This is a genomic window from Allobosea sp. (genome assembly GCF_017308075.1).
GTDB lineage: Bacteria > Pseudomonadota > Alphaproteobacteria > Rhizobiales > Beijerinckiaceae > Allobosea.
Genome location: NZ_JAFKFX010000025.1, coordinates 75,037 through 93,227, shown reverse-complemented (window position 1 = coordinate 93,227; position 18,191 = coordinate 75,037). Strand labels below are relative to the sequence as shown.

The window sequence follows — 18,191 nt, the reverse complement described above, 5'->3', positions numbered from 1 at the left end:
AACCACGCCATGACCGATCTTCAGACACTCGACGGCGCCGCGGCCGCCGCCGCGCCGCATGCGCGCCGCCGGACCTTCGCGATCATCTCGCACCCGGACGCCGGCAAGACCACGCTGACCGAGAAACTGCTGTATTTCGGCGGCGCGATCCAGCTCGCCGGCGAGGTCAGGGCCAAGGCCGGCCGGCGCCAGACCTCCTCCGACTGGATGAAGATCGAGCGCCAGCGCGGCATCTCGGTGGTCACTTCGGTGATGACGTTCGGATATGGCGGGCATGTCTTCAACCTGCTCGACACGCCGGGCCACGAGGACTTCTCGGAGGATACCTACCGGACGCTGACGGCGGTCGACAGCGCGGTGATGGTGATCGACGCCGCCAAGGGCATCGAGGCACGTACCAAGAAGCTGTTCGAGGTCTGCCGTCTCAGAGACATCCCGATCGTCACCTTCATCAACAAGGTCGATCGCGAGACGCGCGACCCGTTTGACCTGATCAACGAGATCGAGACGACGCTGGCGCTCGACGTCGCGCCGATGACCTGGCCGGTCGGGCGCGGGCGCGAATTCGTCGGCACGCTGGATTTCGCCTCGAACACCTTCCGCCGCAACCAGAAGGGCGACGAGACCGATGCCGGCACGGCCGTCGCCGGCGAGGACGATCCGCTCTTCGACGAACTGCTGCCGAACGGTGCGGTCGACAGCTGGCGTGAAGAGGTCTTCCTGGCGCGCGAGGGGCTGAAGCCGTTCGATCTCACGGCCTTCCGCGAGGGGCATCTGACGCCGCTTTATTTCGGCGCGGCGCTGCGCGATTACGGCGTGCGTGACCTGATCGACGCGCTCGGCCGCCATGCGCCGAGCCCGCGCGCCCAGATCGCCGACAAGCGTGCGGTCGAGGCGGACGAGCCGAAAATGACCGGCTTCGTCTTCAAGATCCAGGCGAACATGGACCCGAACCATCGCGACCGCATCGCCTTCATGCGCGTCTGCTCGGGCAAGCTCTCGCGCGGCATGAAGGCGAAGCTGGTGCGCACCGGCAAGCCGATGCCGCTGAACGCGCCGCAGTTCTTCTTCGCCCGCGACCGCTCGATTGCCGAGGAGGCCTATGCCGGCGACATTGTCGGCCTGCCGAACCATGGCACGCTGCGCATCGGCGATACGCTGACCGAGGGCGAGGAGATCATCTTCAAGGGCGTGCCGTCCTTCGCTCCGGAAATCCTGCGCCGCGTCAAGCTCAAGGACGCGATGAAGGCCAAGAAGCTGCGCGAGGCGCTGCAGCAGATGGCCGAGGAGGGCGTCGTCCAGCTCTTCCTGCCGCATGACGGGGCGCCCGCTATCGTCGGTGTCGTCGGCGCGCTGCAGCTCGACGTGCTGAAGGAGCGGATGGAGGTAGAATATTCGCTGCCCGTCGACTTCGAGCCCTGTCAGTTCGCGATCGCGCGCTGGGTCTCGAGCGATGACAAGCTCGCGCTGCAGAAGTTCATCGCTCTGAAGCCGTCCTCGATGGCCGATGACCTCGACGGCGACCCGGTGTTCATGGCCTCGTCGCAGTTCACGCTGAAATATGATGCTGAGCGCTCACCGGATATCAGCTTCTCGGATGTGAAGGACTACCAGAAGGTCGCCGGCGGCTGAGGCTGCCGGGTGCTCGACATGGCCGGCCTCGAGCCGACCATGTCGGAAAGCAATGGAACTCCGGCGAACGGCATTCTGTCGGACGTTCTCGGACCTGAGCTTCGCCGCGCCAGAAAGTGACGTCCTGCGGCTCAGCCGCGCCAGCGCGCGAGCGCGTCGGCGATGGTCTGGCTGCCGGAGACGCCCTTCTCGAAGGTGATGATGCCGCGGCGGCCGGAGGCGAAGCGAATCGGCAGGTCGATCCAGGGCCTCGTCTGGAGCAGGTCGAGATTGCGGTCGGCCTCGACCTGGACATTCGACAAGGCCGCGACGAAGAGGTTCTCGCCGAGCGCCGAAGAAATCGCGGAGAGCGGCGCGCCACGCTCGCCTTCATCGGTCTTGAACTGCGGCACGCCGACTTCCCGGACCGTGTCGCTCGCCGCTTCGCCGGTGGTGGTGAACCGCATGCCGATGATATGCGAGGCCGGGAAGGCCTGGTCGGTGTTGCGCCGGATGGTGAAGTCGAGCGCGAGGCCGGCGTCGGGAATCTCGACGGTGGCGCGCACGATCGTCTCGACCGGCTGGCCCTGGCCGACGGTGTCGCTGTCGAGCCGCCAGAAGACGCGGCCGGGGACGGTGCGCGGCTGCTGCGGCGCGTCCGGAACCTCGATATAGAGCACGGCGCGCTGGGCGACGGCGACGTCGCTGGCGGCGCCGGGAACGGCCGGGCCTCGCTGCGGGGCCCCTTGCGAGGAAGCGGTTGCCTCGGCCCCGGCCCGTTCGCTGATCTTGCCGGACTGCTCGGCCGGCGGCTGGCCCGACGCTTCGGCGCGGGGCCTGACGGTCGGCTCCGGTGGCGGGTTGATCTTGTTGACGTAATAGGCCGCGCCGGCGATCACCGCGACGGCGAGCGCGACACCGGCACCGACGACGGCGGTGCGGACATGGCCGGGGTTGACGCCGCGCGCACGTGGCGGGGCGACGCGCGGCCGGGTCGGGACCGCCTCCTCGCGTATCGCCGGACGCTCGTCGAAGATCTGTTCGGCCGCCGGAGCGGGAGCAGGGGAGGGGCGCGGCTCTGGCGGGGCTCGCTCCGGCTCCGGGAGCGGTGCGGGGTCGCGCCGCTCATCCGCAGGCAGTGGCGGAAAGCTCGGTTCGATCGCCTCGGCGAGCGCGATCTCGGCCTCGATGCGCGAGACCGCCTCGTCGAGCGAAAGCCGCTCACGGGTGATGTCGGCCTCCGAGAGCGGAGGATCGAGGCTGCGCAGCTGTGAGAGCAGAGCGGCGCGGGCCCGGTCATAGACCGCCCGACGCGCCTCGGGCGACTTGTCGGTCAGCCCGGCAATCGCCCGCGCCAGAATGGGGTGGAAATCGGCCATTGGCCTCAAATGTCCGTGTTGTTCCGGTCCGTCAACCCTCGAACGGATTCTGGACCAGGATCGTGTCGTCGCGTTCCGGGCTGGTCGAAAGCACCGAGACGGATGCTCCGATCAGTTCCTCGATGCGGCGCACATATTTGATCGCCTGGGCGGGAAGCTCGGCCCAGGAGCGGGCGCCGGCGGTCGAGCCTTCCCAGCCGGGAATGGTCTCGTAGATCGGCTCGACGCGGGCCTGATCGCGCTGCCCGGCTGGCAGATGCTCGAGGACCTGCCCGTCGAGACGATAGCCGGTGCAGACCTTGATCTCGGCGAAGCCGTCGAGAATGTCGAGCTTGGTCAACGCGATTCCGTCGATGCCCGAGGTCTTGACGGTCTGGCGGACGAGGCAGGCGTCGAACCAGCCGCAGCGGCGCTTGCGGCCGGTGACGACGCCGAATTCCTTGCCCTTCTGGCCGATCAGCTCGCCGATCTCGTCGTGGAGCTCGGTCGGGAACGGTCCTTCGCCGACGCGGGTCGTATAGGCCTTGGCGATGCCCAGCACATAGCCGACGGCGGAGGGGCCGAGGCCCGAGCCGGTCGCAGCCTGGCCGGCGACGATGTTGGAGGAGGTGACGAAGGGGTAGGTGCCGTGGTCGACATCGAGCAGGGCACCCTGTGCGCCCTCGAACAGGATGCGCTTGCCGGCGCGGCGCTCGGCGTCGAGCAGGGCCCAGACCGTGTCGGCGAAGGGCAGGATCTCGTCGGCGATGCCGAGCAGCTGCGCGAGCAATTCCTTGCCGTCGATCTCGGCGATGCCGAGGCCGCGACGCAGCGCGTTGTGATGGGCCAGCAGCCGCTCGATCTTGGCTTCGAGGATCGTGCGGTCCTTGAGGTCGACGACACGGATGGCGCGGCGGCCGACCTTGTCCTCATAGGCGGGGCCGATGCCGCGCTTGGTCGTGCCGATCTTCAGCGTGGTGTTCGAGGTCTCGCGGAAATGGTCGAGTTCACGATGCAGCGGCAGGATCAGCGTCGCGTTGTCGGCGATCCGCAGATTCGCAGGGCTGATCTCGACGCCCTGGGCGCGCAGCCGGGCGATCTCCTCGACGAGATGCCAGGGATCGACGACGACGCCGTTGCCGATGACCGACAGCTTGCCGGGGCGCACGATGCCCGAGGGCAGCAAGGAGAGCTTGTAGACGACGCCGTCGATGACGAGCGTGTGGCCGGCATTGTGGCCACCCTGGAACCTGACGACCACATCGGCCTGGCTCGACAGCCAGTCGACGATCTTGCCCTTGCCCTCGTCGCCCCACTGGGCGCCGACCACGACCACGTTCGCCATGGCGGTGACCTTTCTCTCGCTGCCGAAACCCGACGGCGGAAGTGGCATCACTTCCGCGACCGGGCCATGCTCCAGAACGGGCCGGCGCGAAACTCGCTTCGGACAGCCGATTCGGGCCGAAGCGAAAGCACACCGACGCAAGGCGCCCGCACAAACGAAAACCCCGGCGCAAGGCCGGGGTTTCGGGGAGGTCCTTGCAACCCCTCTTCCTCCAAGAGCATGGCGAGGTCAAGGCTGAGACCGGGAAAACCGGGGAAGAATTGGCCGCGCACCGGTCGATTCCGCCCGTCGCCAGGCGTTGACCGGTCGACAAGGGCGGCGTTTGGTCGCCCCTTCGCGGCAACATCCCGCGCTGTGCTTCCTCCCGGTGCGGGCACTCGTGCCGGCTGGTGAGGGGCAGCCCTGCGGCTATCGCTGTTGCCCGGGCGGGCGAGGAGGACTAACCCGGGGTCATCCGTCATGCAGGGGCCCGCTACGATGCAACCGATCGCCATTTCGACGCTGACCATTTGCGGCATCGAAGAGCTGCCGGCGCAGAGCCAGCGCAAGGTCAGCCATGTGCTCTCGCTGCTCGATCCTGACCTGCCGGAGCTCGAATCCTTTCTGGCCTATGAGGCGCATGAACGCACGACCCTGCGCTTCCACGACATCATCACGCCGCAGGAAGGCCGCGTGCACCCGACGCAGGCGCATGTCGACGAGATCCTCGGTTTCGGCGCGAAGCTGCGCGAATCGGCGGAGCAGCGCCACGAGGGACATCTGCTGGTCCACTGCCATATGGGCATTTCGCGCTCGACCGCGGCGATGCTCTCGCTGATCGCGCAGGTCCACGCCGACGAGAGCGAGGATGCGCTGTTCGCGCGCCTCCGCGCGATCCGGCCGCAGGCCTGGCCGAATTCGGTGATGATCGGCTTCGCGGATCAGGCGCTGAAGCGTCGCGGCCGGCTCACGGACGCGCTGCGCCGGCATTATGCGCTCCAGCTCGAGGCGCAGCCGCGCTACCGCCAGTGGATGGCCGATCTCGGCCGCAGCGCCGAGGTCGAGATGGCGGGCTGAGCGGCAGGCTATTTCCACATCACCAGCGCTGCCCCGCCCGTGCGGATATCGGCCAACGGCATCATCTGCCGGCCGATCCGCCATGGGTTCATGCACCAGACGCGATAGCCGCGGAAATTGGGATTGTCTTCGCTGAAGCCGATAAAGACGCCATAGGCGACAATGGTGTGGGCGACCTCGCCATCCGTGTCGGGGAGGTTATAGGCGATCAGCATCGGGCCCCGCGCCTTCGCATGGCGCCAGATTTTGTCGATCGTCAGATCGTCGATATCGGCGCCCTTGCTGCCGCCATAGGCCTTGAATTGCAGCCCCCAGCGCTTGACGACCTGGGTCCAGCCACGCGTCGTCATCCCTTCATTGTCCTCGTCGAGCGCTCCGGCGACCTTCCTGTAGTCCTCCAGCGCCTGCCAGAGGCTGATCGTCTTCACCCGGGGGATGGCCTGGGTCCAGGAGGAGAGGGCGGCTGCCCAGCAATGATAGCGGCTCGTGTTCTGCAGGATGACGATCGGACGCGGGATAGCTTCGTACTCGAATGAAGACTGGGTGATCACCGCAGAGGTGACGTCGTCGACGATGCCCGTGACCGTCAGGTTCATCATCGCCTGGAATTCCCTGACGCGCTTTTCGGTCGCGGCGTCGAACTGACCATTGGTCTTCAGCGCGGCGCGGTTGGCGTTCGCCGGCATGCGCAGATTGAGCTGTTCCTGGATCGTGAAGACAAGGGGCCCGGTCGAGCCCTTCTTCTGGATCATCGCCGCCTCCTGCATCGCTCAGGGGAGACCGGCCGGCGCCCGCACGGCCGCTTCGGCGAGCAGCTTGGCAGCGGCATTTGCGGAGTCAATTCAAGGTTGCGCCATGACCGGGCTGGGCCTCCCGATCGCGAGACAAGCCTGTGTCCCGCTTCGTCGCGGGGTAGTCGGATCGCGTTGGGCGAACGGTGTCGAAAGGGGCGTCAGTCTTCCGAAGCATGGCTGTTTTGCCGCGTTTGCAGAGTGATCTGGCGGCGAACGGCCCTATGACTTCAAGGGACGGCGGATGGCGATGGCACGGGCCATGCTTCAAAAACAGCCGCAAGCAGGGGAACGTGACCATGACGAAGCTCGACGACTGGCTCGGCCAGAACCATGCCGAGTTCACGACGATCCGCCGCGACATCCATGCCCATCCCGAGCTCGGCCTGGAAGAGCATCGCACGGCCAAGCTCGTCGCCGACAAGCTGCGCGAATGGGGCGTCGAGGTCACCGAGAATATCGGCCAGACCGGTGTCGTCGGCGTCATCCGCGGCAAGGGGCCGGGCCAGCGCGCCATCGGCCTGCGGGCCGACATGGACTGCCTCGCCCTCGAGGAGCTGACCGGGCTGCCGCACGCCTCGAAATTTCCGGGCCGGATGCATGCCTGCGGCCATGACGGGCATACCACCATGCTGCTCGCGGCCGGGCGCTACCTCGCCGAGAACCGGGATTTCGGCGGCACGGTCAACCTGATCTTCCAGCCGGCCGAGGAGGGCCGCGGCGGCGCCAATGCCATGCTCGCGGACGGGCTGTTCGAGCGTTTCCCCTGCGACGCCATCTACGGCCTGCATAATACTCCGGGCGTGCCGGCATCGCATTTCGGCACGGCGGTCGGCCCCTTCCTGGCGGCGGCCGATTCGTGGCGGGTCACCTTCCGCGGCGTCGGCGGTCATGGAGGCTCGCAGCCGCACCGCTCGACCGACATCACCTATGCGCAGGCGCATTTCGTGCTCGGCCTGCAGGGCATCATCGGCCGCAATGTCGCGCCGCTCGACACGGCCGTGATCAGCGTCGGCTTCATCCATGGCGGCGACGAGAACGCCTCGAACGTCATCCCCTCCGAGCTCGTCATCGGCGGCACGGCGCGGACCTACTCACAGGAGGTGCGGGCGCTGGTCGAGCGCCGTATCGCCGAACTCGCGGCTGCGACGGCGCAGGCCTGGGGCTGCGAGGCGGAGGCCCATTACCATCGCGGCACCAGCCCGCTGGTCAACGCGGCCGAGCAGGTCAAGGTCGCGGTCGCAGCGGCCTCGTCCGCCGTCGATCCCGCGCATGTCAACGGCCAGATGCTGCGTGGCACCGGCGGCGAGGACTTTGCCGAGATGATGCTGGTCTGCCCCGGCGCCTTCATGCGCATCGGCAACGGCGTCGAGGCCGACGGCTCGTTCAAGGGGCTGCACACCCCGCTCTACGACTTCAACGACGCGATCATCCCGGCCGGCGTGCGCTACTGGGTCGGCCTCGTCGAACAGGAACTCGGCCAGGGCTGGCAGGCCGTCGCTGCGGAATAGGGCGGGACCTGTCCCCTCTCCCCCTGCGGGAGAGGGCTAGGGTGAGGGGTCTCGCGACGCGGATCGTTGGCTCGGCTGGCGGCCTGCCAATTTCGCCGAGCTGCGCGACCCCTCATCCGCCCCTTCGGGGCACCTTCTCCCGCAAGGGGAGAAGGGAGCGAGCTACCGCCGCGTCTGATCGAAGACGACCTCGCGGTCGCCGGGATACTTGATCCGGTAGGCGAGGCGGATTTCCTTTTGCGCGCCGGGAGCGAGCTCGAAGCTCCAGGCCGAGACGCCGCGCTTGTCGCCGACCTGCTTCTCGGTCGGCGGCGTGCTCTGCGACAACAGCTCGACGGTGATCGCGCTGTTCTCCGAGAAGGGCACGCGCTCGATCACGGTGAGCTTCACCGGCTGGGCGTGCAGGCTCTTCACCACCGTCTTGAACTCACGCTGGTCGGTGCGGGTCGAACCGAGCCAGCCGGAATCGTTTTCGCGCCGGCGCACCGGCGCGCGCGTCACCTTGATGCGGTCATCGGCGCCGAAGCCGAGCTCGACCTTGTCGCCGGGCGCGACCTGCCGGAGGCGGCCCTTGCCGATATAGGCGCCGTCACGGTGCAGATAGACCTCGCCGGCGAGCAGCGGCGCCTCGTCCTCATGGCTGAAGCTCGCCTCGAGATAGGCCTTCTCCTCCAGTTCCGGCGTGGCGCGGGCGGCGAGCTCGGGCTTGAGCTTGCCTTGCGTCAGCACCACCGCCTTGCTGGAGCCGTCCGGCGGGATGGAGACCCGGCCCGGGACCATGAAGCTCGCCTGATAGGCGCCGGCGCTGATGCTGGCGGTCTGGATCTCGGCCTGCTGCTTCTGGAGGGCGTCGGCGGCGGGCTCCGGTGAGGCGGGGGCGACCGCCAGAGCGGGCGGGCGGCCCGCGCGTTCTGCTTCCTGCCGCAGGGCACGCGCGCGCTCCTCATAGACCACCGGCGGCTCGTAGAAAGCGATGCGCAAGGGGCTCAACTCCGGCGCCCGCGTTCCTTGCGCCGAGCGTGTCGTCGAGAGTTCGACAGCGACCTCGCTCCAGTCCTCGCCGGTGCGCTGGCGCAGTTCGGCGCGGCGGGTGAAGACGATCTCGGCGCCGCCATTGGCGTTGCCGGTGGTCAGCCTCGCCTCGTAGACCGGCAGCCAGCTCGCGCCCGAGACGCGGTAGCTGACCGCGATCTCGGCCGCGACCGGCGCCTTCGCCTCGACGGCGATGGCGACCTCGCGCCTGGACTGGCCGGCGCGGGCGCCATGCGGGCGGGCCTTCTCCAGCGCCGCGATCTCGGCGTCGAGATCGGAAATGCGGTTGCGCAGGGTCAGCAATTCGCCCTGCACCTTGACCAGAGCGGTGCCGATCGCATCGAAGATCGCCGGCCAGTCGGTGACCGGCAGCGCCTTGCCGTCGGGGCCGAGCTTGTCGGGGCCGGTCCTGCCGAAATTCTCGATCGTCGCGCGTTTGGCCTCGACGGCGCTGACCTCGCCCGAGAGCTTCGCCTTCTCGCCTTGCAGGGCCCTGATCTTGCCTTCGAGGGCAGCGTCGACGGCAGGGCGGGCCTCGCCGGGAATCTGGCGGACATCGACCGCGCCGATCGTGAAGGGGCCGTCGCCTTCCGCCTCGACCCGGATCGAGGTGGGATCGACGGTCGCCGGCAGGCCACGCAGCACGATCTGCGAGACGCCCTGCAGGAGGGTGGCCTTGCCGAGGCGGGTTACCACGGCGCCGTCCGGATAGACGGTGACGCGGTCGATCTGCGAGGCGAGCTCGATCTCGGCGGCGCCGGCCAGGCCCGGGGCGAGAAACAAGGCTGCGGCCAATCCGGTCTTCATCATCATGCTGTCCCCCGACAAATCACGCGGCCGCGATTTGCCCGAGGGATTTCGGCGCGGCGAGGGCGGAATTGGGCCGGAAGGTGGAAAGGCGCCGCGAGGGCATGACCACCGCCCGGCGACGATGGCAGCCCCTTGCCGTCGCCAGGACGGTTTTCGCTGCGTCAGGGGAGCGAGGGATGCATGAGTTCGAAACGCGAGGAGGCGCGGAAAACCCCCCGCCCTTGCGGGGACGGGCAGGGGCGGGGGGCGCGTGATCTTTCCGTCATGTTCGCCCTTGCGGCGAGTATCCACGTCCTGGAGTACGACACTCGACCAGCGAAGACGTGGATGGTCGGGACGAGCCCGACCACGACGTGAAAGGCCTGTGCGACGCCTCATCCGGCCCTGCGGGCCATTTTCGCGCGCAAGGGGGAAGGAAATCAGCTGCGCAGGCCCGGCGCCTCCTGGCCGGTGCTGGCGACATATTCGGTGTAGCCGCCGCCATAGAGATGGACGCCGTCCGGCGTCAGCTCGAGCACCCGGTTCGAGAGCGCCGCCAGGAAATGCCGATCGTGGCTGACGAAGAGCATGGTGCCCTCGTATTGCGCGAGCGCCGTGATCAGCATCTCCTTGGTGGCGATGTCGAGATGGTTGGTCGGCTCGTCGAGCACGAGGAAGTTCGGCGGGTCGTAGAGCATCTTCGCCATGACGAGCCTTGCCTTCTCGCCGCCGGAGAGGAAACGGCAGCGCTTCTCGACATCGTCGCCCGAGAAGCCGAAGCAGCCGGCGAGCGCCCGCAGCGAGCCCTGGCCGGCCTGCGGGAAGGAACCTTCCAGCGACTCGAAGACGGTGGCGTCGCCGTCGAGCAACTCCATCGCGTGCTGGGCGAAATAGCCCATCTTGACGCTCGCGCCGATGGCGACGGACCCGTCATCGGGCTTCGATGAGCCGGCGACGAGCTTCAGCAGCGTCGACTTTCCGGCGCCGTTGACGCCCATCACGCACCAGCGCTCCTTGCGACGGACCTGGAAGTCGAGCCCCTCATAGATGCTGCGGCTGCCATAGCGGACATGGACGTTCTTCAGCGTGGCGACGTCCTCGCCGGAGCGCGGCGCCGGCTGGAACTCGAACTGCACCGTCTGGCGGCGGCGCGGCGGCTCGACCCGGTCGATCTTGTCGAGCTTCTTGACGCGGCTCTGCACCTGCGCAGCATGCGAGGCACGGGCCTTGAAACGCTCGATGAAGGCGATCTCCTTGGCCAGCATCGCCTGCTGGCGCTCGAACTGCGCCTGCTGCTGCTTCTCGGCCAGCGCCCGCTGCTGCTGGTAGAATTCGTAATCGCCGGAATAGCTGGTGAGGGTGCCACCGTCGATCTCGACGATCTTGCCGACGATGCGGTTCATGAACTCGCGGTCGTGCGAGGTCATCAAGAGGGCGCCGTCATAGCCTTTGAGGAAGCTCTCCAGCCAGATCAGGCTTTCGAGGTCGAGATGGTTGCTCGGCTCGTCGAGCAGCATGGCGTCCGGGCGCATCAGCAGGATGCGGGCGAGCGCGACGCGCATCTTCCAGCCGCCGGAGAGCGCGCCGACATCGCCCTCCATCATCTCCTGGCTGAAGCCGAGGCCGGCGAGCACCTCGCGGGCGCGGCCGTCGAGCGCGTAGCCGTCAAGCTCCTCGAAGCGGCCCTGTACTTCGCCATAGCGGGCGATCAGCGCCTCCATCTCGTCGGCCCGGTCGGGATCGCCGAGCGCCGCCTCGAGCTCCTTCAGCTCGGCCGCGACAGAGCTGACCGGGCCGGCGCCGTCCATCACCTCGGAGACGGCGCTGCGACCGGCCATGTCGCCGACATCCTGGCTGAAATAGCCGATGGTGGTGCCGCGATCGACCGAGACCTGGCCCTCATCCGGGAGTTCCTCACCGGTGATCATCCGGAACAGGGTGGTCTTGCCGGCACCGTTTGGGCCGACCAGGCCGATCTTCTCGCCCCTCTGCAAGGCGGCCGAGGCCTCGATGAAGATGATCTGGCGGCCGTTCTGCTTGCCGATGCTTTCGAGGCGAATCATGGGGTCCGGGAGGTTTTCAAGATCTGGAATTGCCGCGCGTTTACAGGCTGCGGGACGCGCACGGAACCCCGCAACGTGCCGGATCAGCCCCTTGCGCTGCGCGCGACCATGGCGGCGATCGTCTCGAACAGCTCGCGCTTCGCCTCGTCGGCGCCGATCTCTTGTGTCGCCGCGGCGTGCGACAGGGCTTCGGCGGCGCCGAGCATGGCGCGCAAGCCGGCGGTCGGGATCGTCCTGCCGGCGGCGAAGGGCGCGAGCAGGCCCCGGCATTTTTGCAGGAAAATCAGGTCGCAATCGCGCTTGACCGCGGCGAGCTCGGGCGAGCCGGCAAGCGCTGCCATGACACCGGGGATCTCGCGCCCCTGCGCCAGCACGCAGTCGACATAGGAGGAGGCGATCGCGCCCGCCTTGCCCGCGAGGCTGGCCTCGCTGCTTTCGAGCGCCGCCTCCATGACCGCGTATTCGCGCATGTCGAAGTCGCGATAGAGCGCGATCAACAGGGCGCTGCGGGTCGGGAAGTGGCTGTAGACCACCGGCTTGGTCACCCCGGCCCATTCGGCCAGGCGCCCGAGCGTCAGGGCGTCCGTCCCTTCCTCGCCGACGATTCGCCAGGCGGTCTCGATCAACTGGCGCTGGCGCTCCTCGCGCGTCAGGCGCTGACGGCGTGGCAGGCTGGGTTCCGTGCTTGACATGTTTTATATACCAAAAGTAACTTACTAAAAGTATATAGCGATCGACCGCCGATCGCAATCACAGCGGAGATTTCGCATGCACGCCCTCGTCGTCGTCGCCCATCCCGATCCCGCCTCGCTCAGCCAAGCCGTGGCGCAGAAGCTGGCCGAGGGCGTCTCCGGCGCCGGTCACAGCGCCGAGATCGCCGATCTCGCCAGGGAGGGCTTCGATCCGCGCTTCACGCTGAAGGACCTCGCCGCCCATCGCCGCGAGATCGCCCAGCCCACCGACATCGCTTTCGAGCAGATGCGGATCGAGCGGGCCGATGCGCTGGTACTGGTCTATCCGGTCTATTGGTGGTCGATGCCGGCGCTGATGAAGGGCTGGATCGAGCGCGTCTTCGCCAATGGCTGGGCCTATGACGAACTGGAAGGCGGGAAGACGGTGAGGAAGCTGCAGCACCTGCCGGTCCATCTCGTCGCGGTCGCCGGGGCCGACATGCGCACCTATGCCCGCCACGGCTATTTCGGCGCGATGCGGACCCAGATCGACCACGGCATCTTCGGCTATTGCGGCGCGCCGGTGGTGACCTCGGAACTCTTGGTGCCGGTGCCGGAGATGTCGGAGCATCTCGATACGGCGCGCGTGCTCGGCGGCAGGGTGTTCGACAGAGCGGTGGGCACGGAAGCCGCGGCGGCGTAATTCTACTGTTCCAGCTGTTGCGATGTCCGTCATGGTCGGGCTTGTCCCGACCATCCACATCTTCTTCCTTCGAAGGTGCTGTTCAAGGCGCGGATGCTCGCCACAAGGGCGAGCATGACGGACAGGCTCATGCCCGCCCGCGCAGGCTGGCCTGCAGTTTCACCCGCATCTCCAGGAAGTTCCTGAGCTCGGTCACGCGCCTGACCGGGTCGAGCACCTCCTCGTCCAGCCCATGCGCCCAGGCGAGATCGCGGCGGGCGGGATCGGCGTCGAGCGCATCGAGATCGGCGAGCCAGCTTTCCGTGTCGGCCTCGTCGCGGCGGAAGCCGCGTTCGATCAGCGCCTTGCTATGCCGGCGCAGGATCGTGGCGATCAGTCGCAGCGAGAATTCCGGATGGTACTGCACGCCCCAGAAGGTGCCGCCGTCCTGGCGGAACTCGGCGGCCTGGATCGGGCTCATCGCATTCGCGGCGAGGATGGTCGCGTGGTCCGGCGGGGCGACGATGCTGTCGAAATGGATCGCCGGTGCGTCGAAGGCGGCCGGGCGGCCGGCGAGCAGCGGATGCGCGGCGCCGGCCTCGGTCTTGGCGATGCGGCGGGCGAAGCCGATCTCCAGCCCGTTCGGATTAAGCGCGACGCTGCCGCCGGCGGCGACGGCCGCGATCTGGATGCCCCAGCAGGAGCCGAAGCAGGGCGTACCGCTCTGGTAGATCGCCCGCATCAATTCGATCTGCCGGGTCACTGCCGGTTCCGGGCTGTGGATGTGCAGTGACGAGCCGGTCAGGGCGATGCCGTCATAGGAGGCGAGCCCGCTGCCATCGGGCAGATTGGCGCCCTCGTCGGCGGGCAGACAGATGTCCGTGACCAGAGAGGGCTCGATCCGCCGGAGCTCTGCGGCATAGGCCTCGCCCGGTGTCGCGCCGCTGTCGCGCGCGTACTCCTCGCGCTGTGCGCGCTTGTAGCCGTCGACGACGAGGACGCGGAGCGGCTTGGGGGCGAACAGATTCATGGCTTCCTCGGCACGATTGCGTGTGGCGACGGGCTGCGTTGCGCCTCCTCTCATAGGAGAAGCGCTGCCTGCAAGGCTATGCAAGCGCTCCGCAGATATGAGGATCGTGCATCTTGCAGCCGGCCGCCTCCCTTCCTCAGCGAATCTGGGCCAATGCCTATCTTCTGCTGACGCTGACCACCCTGCTCTGGGCCGGCAACGCCGTCGCCAGCCGGCTCGCCGTCGGCCATATCGCGCCGATGACGCTGACCTCGCTGCGCTGGGTCCTGGTCTGCGCCGTCATGCCCTATCTGTTCCGGCAGGGGCTGCGCGAGCACTGGCCGGTGCTGAAGGCGAACTGGCTCAAGGTGACGCTGCTCGGCACCTTCGGCTTCACCGCCTTCAATACGCTGATGTACATCGCGGCCTATTCGACCACCGCGATCAATATCGGCATTCTGCAGGGCTCGATCCCGGTCTTCGTGTTGCTCGGCGCCTTTCTCGCCTTTCGGACCCCGATCGGCGGGCTGCAGGCGCTCGGCGTCTCCGTCACCATTCTGGGCGTGCTCGTCACGGCGAGCCGCGGCGACTGGCATACCCTGCTTCAGCTCAGCTTCGTGCCCGGCGATCTCTGGATGATCATCGCCTGCCTGCTCTATGCCGGCTACACCGTCGGCATCCGCACGCGCCCGCCCATGCCCGGGCTGATCTTCTTCACCGCGATGGCGATGGTCGCCTGCCTGGTTTCGCTGCCGCTTCTCGCGGCCGAGATCGCCACCGGCGAGGCCTTTTGGCCGACGCTGACCGGCTGGCTGATCCTGATCTATGTCGTGGTAGGCCCCTCGCTGGCGTCGCAGCTCTTCTTCATGCGGGCGATCGAATTGATCGGCCCCGGCCGCGCCGGTGTCTTCGTCAACCTCGTGCCGGTGTTCGCGCCGGTGCTTGCGGTGCTCATTCTTGGCGAGCACCTCGCGCTCTATCACGGGCTGGCACTGGCGCTGGTGCTCGGCGGGATCTGGATCGCCGAGCGCAGGCGCTGAGCCTCAGCGCAGACTCTCCACCGCCAGCCGCGCGACCGCCGCATGGGCGGCTTCGCGAGCCTTGGCATCGGCCTGTGACCCGGCGAGATAGACCGCGATGGCGAAGCGGCGGCCATCCGGCAGGGTGACGATGCCGATATCGTTGGTGGCGTGGTTGAGCCCGTCGGCGCTCGGGCCGAGCCCGGTCTTGTGGGCAAAGCGCGCGCCGTCGGGCAGACCGGCCCGGATCCGCTGCGGTCCCGTCTTGGTTTCCAGCATGATCTTGTCGAGCAGGGCGGTGTGCGCGGGCTCGCGCAGCCAGTTTCCCTTGGCGAGGGCTTCGAGGAAGGCGGCCGAGGCATCGGGGCTGGCGGCGTCGCGCCTGTCCTTGAGCGAGGCTTCCAGCGTCTTGTGTCGCTCTGCGGCCGGGATCGCCTGGATCGCCTTGTAGAAGGCGGCAGTGTCGATCGCCTCGTCCCAGCGATAGCCGGGCAGGCCGAGAATCTCCGGCTGGAAGACGCGCTCATAGCGGTCGACCGAGATGCCGGGAACGCCGCCATCCCGCAGCATCGCGGTCAGCACCTGCGGCCCGCCGATCAGGCGCAGCAAGAGATCGGCGGCGGTGTTGTCGCTCTCGGCCGTCGAGCGGGTGAGGAGATCGCGCAGCGTGTAGTCGTTGCGCTCGCCCTTGAAGCCCTTCGCCAGCGGGCTGTGATAGAGCGAGAGATCGTTGCGGGTGACGGTGATCTTCTGGTCGAGCTTCAGCTTTCCGGCCTCGACCGCCTGCAGGACCGCGACCGCGAGCGGCAACTTGAACACGCTCTGCATCGGGAAGGGCTCGGTGCCGCGATGCGACCAGCTCTTGCGATCCCTGAGGTCGAGGAGCGCGACGCCGAGGCGTCCTTTCGCCGTTTGCTCGATGGATTTGATCCAGGCATCGAGCCTTGCCTTGTCCCAGTCGGCGAAAGCGGGCGAGGCGGTGAGAAGGATGAGGGCGGCGGAGCAGGCGAAGGCTTGGGCGAAGGCTCGGCGGGTCGGCATGAAAAATCCCCTGTGGCGGGCTGCCACAGGGGAGGGTGATTGCGGCGCCGTTTGGGCGCCCAGAACGCTTTCGGCAGGCCGGCCTGCTTGAGAATCTCATTCGCCGTGTGGCGGGATTTCGTGCCGGCGTCGAGCGAGACCTGCTTCTGGGTTTCCGGATGGCGCCAGATCTCATGGTCGCCCTTGGCTGATCGGTAATACTCGTAGCCAGCCTTGCGCAGGATACGTTTCAGCCGCGGGCCGATCTCGACCATCAAGCAGCCTGAACGATGTCCGAGACCTTGATGTCGAGGTCGAGCCGGAGTTCTTCCTCGGTCTCCAGGAAATCCGGCACGAGCAGTTTCAGCCGCTCGCGCAGAGCCTCGATCGTCGCGGCCTCCGTGACGATGCCGGCATCGCTTCTCGAACTGGCGTACCAGACGCCGGCATCGTCGTCACGGCGGACGTCGAAGGTGACGATGCGCATGCGCAATCCTCCGTTCCGGAGAAATATAGCATGCGCACCACCATTGCGCAGCCTTCAGAACTTCAGGCGGCGGGCCCGCTTGACCATCGGGATCTCGTGGATCCGGGCGAGCAGCTCGTCCGAGATCGCCTCGTCGACGGCGACATAGCAGATCGCGTCGCCGCCCGGCTTGTCGCGGCCGAGATTGAAGGTCGCGACATTGACGCCGGCCTCGCCGAGCACGGAGCCGAACTGGCCGATGAAGCCCGGCTTGTCGGCATTGCGGACATAGAGCATGTGCGGCGCGAATTCGGCGTCGACCTGGATGTCGCGGATCTCGATGATGCGCGGCTTGCCGTCATGGAAGACGGTGCCGGAGGCATGGCGCGGCATGTCCTGCGCCTCGACGACGATGCGGATGACGCTTTCGAGATTGCCGGCGACCTCGCGGGTCAGCTCCTCGACGACGATGCCCTTCTCCTTGGCGATCATGGTCGCGTTGACCATGTTGATCTCCGGCAGGAAGGGGCGCAGCACGCCGGTGATGGCGGCGGCCGAGATCGCCTTCAGGTTCAGCTTGGCGACCGCGCCTTCGTACTCGATCCGGATGCCCTTGACCTGCGCCTCGGTGAGCTGGCCGAGGAAGGAGCCGAGCTTTTCGGCGAGATCGACGAACGGCTTGATCCGCGGCGCTTCCTCGGCCGAGATCGACGGGAAGTTCACCGCATTGGTGATCGCGCCCTTGAGCAGATAGTCGCTCATCTGCTCGGCGACCTGCAGGGCGACATTCTCCTGCGCCTCATTGGTCGAGGCGCCGAGATGCGGCGTGCAGACGACATTGTCCAAACCGAAGAGCGGGTTCGTCTCGGCCGGCTCCTGCGAAAACACGTCGAAGGCGGCGCCGGCGACATGGCCGGACTTGATCAGCTCGGCGAGGGCCGCCTCGTCGACGAGGCCGCCGCGGGCGCAGTTGATGATGCGCACGCCCTTCCTGGTCTTGGCGAGGTTCTCGGCCGAGAGGATGTTCCTGGTCTTCTCGGTCATCGGGACGTGCAGGGTGATGAAATCGGCGCGCTTCAGGAGCTCGTCCAGCTCCACTTTTTCAACACCCAGCTGCACGGCGCGTTCCGGCGAGAGATAGGGGTCGAAGGCGATGACCCGCATCTTCAGGCCGATGGCGCGCTCGGCGACGATCGAGCCGATATTGCCGCAGCCGATCAGGCCGAGCGTCTTGGCGGTGATCTCGACGCCCATGAAGCGGTTCTTCTCCCACTTCCCGGCCTGGGTCGAGAGGTCGGCGGCCGGGATCTGGCGGGCGAGCGCGAACATCATGGCGATGGCATGCTCGGCGGTGGTGATCGAATTGCCGAAGGGCGTGTTCATCACGATGATGCCGCGCGCCGTGGCGGCCGGGATCTCGACATTGTCGACGCCGATGCCGGCGCGGCCGATCACCTTCAGGTTCTTCGCCTCGGCGAGCAGCTTTGCGGTGGCCTTGGTCGCCGAGCGGATGGCGAGGCCGTCATAGTCGCCGATCACGGCGGCGAGCTTGTCCTTGTCCTTGCCGAGGGCCGGATCGAAGGTCACGTCGATGCCGCGATCTTTGAAAATCTGCACGGCGGCGGGGGAGAGGGCGTCCGAAATCAGGACTTTGGGGGCGGTCATGATGATGGCTCCGGCGGCGCCGCGCTGCACGGGGAGCGTTTCGGCGCTGAGAAGGGGAGGGAACCCCACCTGTCATTCCGGGGCGGCGAAGCCGAACCCGGAA

15 protein-coding genes and 1 pseudogene are annotated in these 18,191 nt (G+C 67.4%); 5 read left to right on the top strand and 11 right to left on the bottom strand.

Translation table 11 applies throughout. The annotated features are described in order from the left end of the window. Positions 1-9 precede the first annotated feature (9 nt). A complete protein-coding gene (locus J0J10_RS05935; RefSeq protein WP_291645687.1) occupies positions 10-1,632 on the top strand; it encodes a peptide chain release factor 3 in 1,623 nt (540 codons plus the stop codon). Between the two features lie 131 nt (positions 1,633-1,763). On the opposite strand, the gene J0J10_RS05930 is transcribed toward J0J10_RS05935, so the two are convergent. Together J0J10_RS05930 and J0J10_RS05925 are read right to left on the bottom strand one after the other, a co-directional pair. Further along, positions 1,764-2,990, bottom strand: coding sequence for a serine/threonine-protein kinase (locus J0J10_RS05930; protein ID WP_291645686.1), 1,227 nt, complete (start codon positions 2,988-2,990; stop codon positions 1,764-1,766). Positions 2,991-3,021: 31 nt separating this feature from the next. Continuing rightward, on the bottom strand, positions 3,022-4,314 hold the full coding sequence (locus J0J10_RS05925; protein ID WP_291645685.1) for an adenylosuccinate synthase: 1,293 nt from the start codon (positions 4,312-4,314) through the stop codon (positions 3,022-3,024). A 477-nt stretch (positions 4,315-4,791) separates the two neighbouring features. Here J0J10_RS05925 and J0J10_RS05920 point away from each other — a divergent pair, with 477 nt between their 5' ends. Continuing rightward, the gene (locus J0J10_RS05920; RefSeq protein ID WP_291642251.1) at positions 4,792-5,370 is read left to right on the top strand and encodes a tyrosine phosphatase family protein; all 579 of its coding nucleotides are present in this window, start codon (positions 4,792-4,794) and stop codon (positions 5,368-5,370) included. Between the two features lie 8 nt (positions 5,371-5,378). Here the strand turns inward: J0J10_RS05920 and J0J10_RS05915 are convergent, their stop codons facing one another. Next, entirely contained in the window at positions 5,379-6,122 is a 744-nt protein-coding gene (locus tag J0J10_RS05915) for a peptidoglycan-binding domain-containing protein (RefSeq protein WP_291645684.1), read from the bottom strand. 338 nt (positions 6,123-6,460) lie between these two features. On the opposite strand from J0J10_RS05915, the gene J0J10_RS05910 reads away from it, so the two are divergent. Further along, the gene (locus J0J10_RS05910) at positions 6,461-7,672 is read left to right on the top strand and encodes an amidohydrolase (RefSeq protein ID WP_291645683.1); all 1,212 of its coding nucleotides are present in this window, start codon (positions 6,461-6,463) and stop codon (positions 7,670-7,672) included. A gap of 162 nt (positions 7,673-7,834) precedes the next feature. On the opposite strand, the gene J0J10_RS05905 is transcribed toward J0J10_RS05910, so the two are convergent. From J0J10_RS05905 to J0J10_RS05895, 3 genes are all read right to left on the bottom strand, one after another. Then, positions 7,835-9,517, bottom strand: coding sequence for a mucoidy inhibitor MuiA family protein (locus J0J10_RS05905; protein WP_291645682.1), 1,683 nt, complete (start codon positions 9,515-9,517; stop codon positions 7,835-7,837). A 416-nt stretch (positions 9,518-9,933) separates the two neighbouring features. Further along, positions 9,934-11,556, bottom strand: coding sequence for an ABC-F family ATP-binding cassette domain-containing protein (locus J0J10_RS05900; protein WP_291645681.1), 1,623 nt, complete (start codon positions 11,554-11,556; stop codon positions 9,934-9,936). A gap of 83 nt (positions 11,557-11,639) precedes the next feature. Next, positions 11,640-12,248 (bottom strand): TetR/AcrR family transcriptional regulator, encoded by a 609-nt coding sequence (locus tag J0J10_RS05895; protein ID WP_291645680.1) that lies wholly within the window; start codon positions 12,246-12,248, stop codon positions 11,640-11,642. Between the two features lie 76 nt (positions 12,249-12,324). Here J0J10_RS05895 and J0J10_RS05890 point away from each other — a divergent pair, with 76 nt between their 5' ends. Beyond that, positions 12,325-12,930, top strand: coding sequence for an NAD(P)H-dependent oxidoreductase (locus J0J10_RS05890; protein WP_291645679.1), 606 nt, complete (start codon positions 12,325-12,327; stop codon positions 12,928-12,930). A 127-nt stretch (positions 12,931-13,057) separates the two neighbouring features. Here the strand turns inward: J0J10_RS05890 and J0J10_RS05885 are convergent, their stop codons facing one another. Beyond that, positions 13,058-13,939 (bottom strand): type 1 glutamine amidotransferase, encoded by an 882-nt coding sequence (locus J0J10_RS05885; RefSeq protein WP_291645678.1) that lies wholly within the window; start codon positions 13,937-13,939, stop codon positions 13,058-13,060. Between the two features lie 113 nt (positions 13,940-14,052). Here J0J10_RS05885 and J0J10_RS05880 point away from each other — a divergent pair, with 113 nt between their 5' ends. Further along, complete coding sequence (locus J0J10_RS05880; protein WP_291642312.1) at positions 14,053-14,958, top strand: DMT family transporter; 906 nt, start codon at positions 14,053-14,055, stop codon at positions 14,956-14,958. A gap of 3 nt (positions 14,959-14,961) precedes the next feature. On the opposite strand, the gene bla is transcribed toward J0J10_RS05880, so the two are convergent. From bla to serA, 4 genes and pseudogenes are all read right to left on the bottom strand, one after another. After that, positions 14,962-15,978, bottom strand: coding sequence for a class A beta-lactamase (bla, locus tag J0J10_RS05875; RefSeq protein WP_291645677.1), 1,017 nt, complete (start codon positions 15,976-15,978; stop codon positions 14,962-14,964). An 86-nt stretch (positions 15,979-16,064) separates the two neighbouring features. After that, positions 16,065-16,232, bottom strand: a pseudogene (locus tag J0J10_RS05870) (type II toxin-antitoxin system HicA family toxin); the annotation flags it as partial. Next, a complete protein-coding gene (locus J0J10_RS05865) occupies positions 16,232-16,444 on the bottom strand; it encodes a DUF1902 domain-containing protein (RefSeq protein ID WP_291645676.1) in 213 nt (70 codons plus the stop codon). The gene J0J10_RS05865 and the pseudogene J0J10_RS05870, both read right to left, overlap by 1 nt. 54 nt (positions 16,445-16,498) lie before the next feature. Beyond that, positions 16,499-18,088, bottom strand: a complete 1,590-nt coding sequence (gene serA, locus J0J10_RS05860; protein ID WP_291645675.1) for a phosphoglycerate dehydrogenase — start codon at positions 18,086-18,088, stop codon at positions 16,499-16,501. Between the last annotated feature and the right edge of the window lie 103 nt (positions 18,089-18,191).

Bases quoted from the DNA above. Each gene is read 5' to 3' on its own strand.
- J0J10_RS05935 (WP_291645687.1), top strand. From the start codon at position 10: ATGACCGATCTTCAGACACTCGACGGCGCCGCGGCCGCCGCCGCGCCG.
- J0J10_RS05930 (WP_291645686.1), bottom strand. From the start codon at position 2,990: ATGGCCGATTTCCACCCCATTCTGGCGCGGGCGATTGCCGGGCTGACC.
- J0J10_RS05925 (WP_291645685.1), bottom strand. From the start codon at position 4,314: ATGGCGAACGTGGTCGTGGTCGGCGCCCAGTGGGGCGACGAGGGCAAG.
- J0J10_RS05920 (WP_291642251.1), top strand. From the start codon at position 4,792: ATGCAACCGATCGCCATTTCGACGCTGACCATTTGCGGCATCGAAGAG.
- J0J10_RS05915 (WP_291645684.1), bottom strand. From the start codon at position 6,122: ATGATCCAGAAGAAGGGCTCGACCGGGCCCCTTGTCTTCACGATCCAG.
- J0J10_RS05910 (WP_291645683.1), top strand. From the start codon at position 6,461: ATGACGAAGCTCGACGACTGGCTCGGCCAGAACCATGCCGAGTTCACG.
- J0J10_RS05905 (WP_291645682.1), bottom strand. From the start codon at position 9,517: ATGATGATGAAGACCGGATTGGCCGCAGCCTTGTTTCTCGCCCCGGGC.
- J0J10_RS05900 (WP_291645681.1), bottom strand. From the start codon at position 11,556: ATGATTCGCCTCGAAAGCATCGGCAAGCAGAACGGCCGCCAGATCATC.
- J0J10_RS05895 (WP_291645680.1), bottom strand. From the start codon at position 12,248: ATGTCAAGCACGGAACCCAGCCTGCCACGCCGTCAGCGCCTGACGCGC.
- J0J10_RS05890 (WP_291645679.1), top strand. From the start codon at position 12,325: ATGCACGCCCTCGTCGTCGTCGCCCATCCCGATCCCGCCTCGCTCAGC.
- J0J10_RS05885 (WP_291645678.1), bottom strand. From the start codon at position 13,939: ATGAATCTGTTCGCCCCCAAGCCGCTCCGCGTCCTCGTCGTCGACGGC.
- bla (WP_291645677.1), bottom strand. From the start codon at position 15,978: ATGCCGACCCGCCGAGCCTTCGCCCAAGCCTTCGCCTGCTCCGCCGCC.
- J0J10_RS05865 (WP_291645676.1), bottom strand. From the start codon at position 16,444: ATGCGCATCGTCACCTTCGACGTCCGCCGTGACGACGATGCCGGCGTC.
- serA (WP_291645675.1), bottom strand. From the start codon at position 18,088: ATGACCGCCCCCAAAGTCCTGATTTCGGACGCCCTCTCCCCCGCCGCC.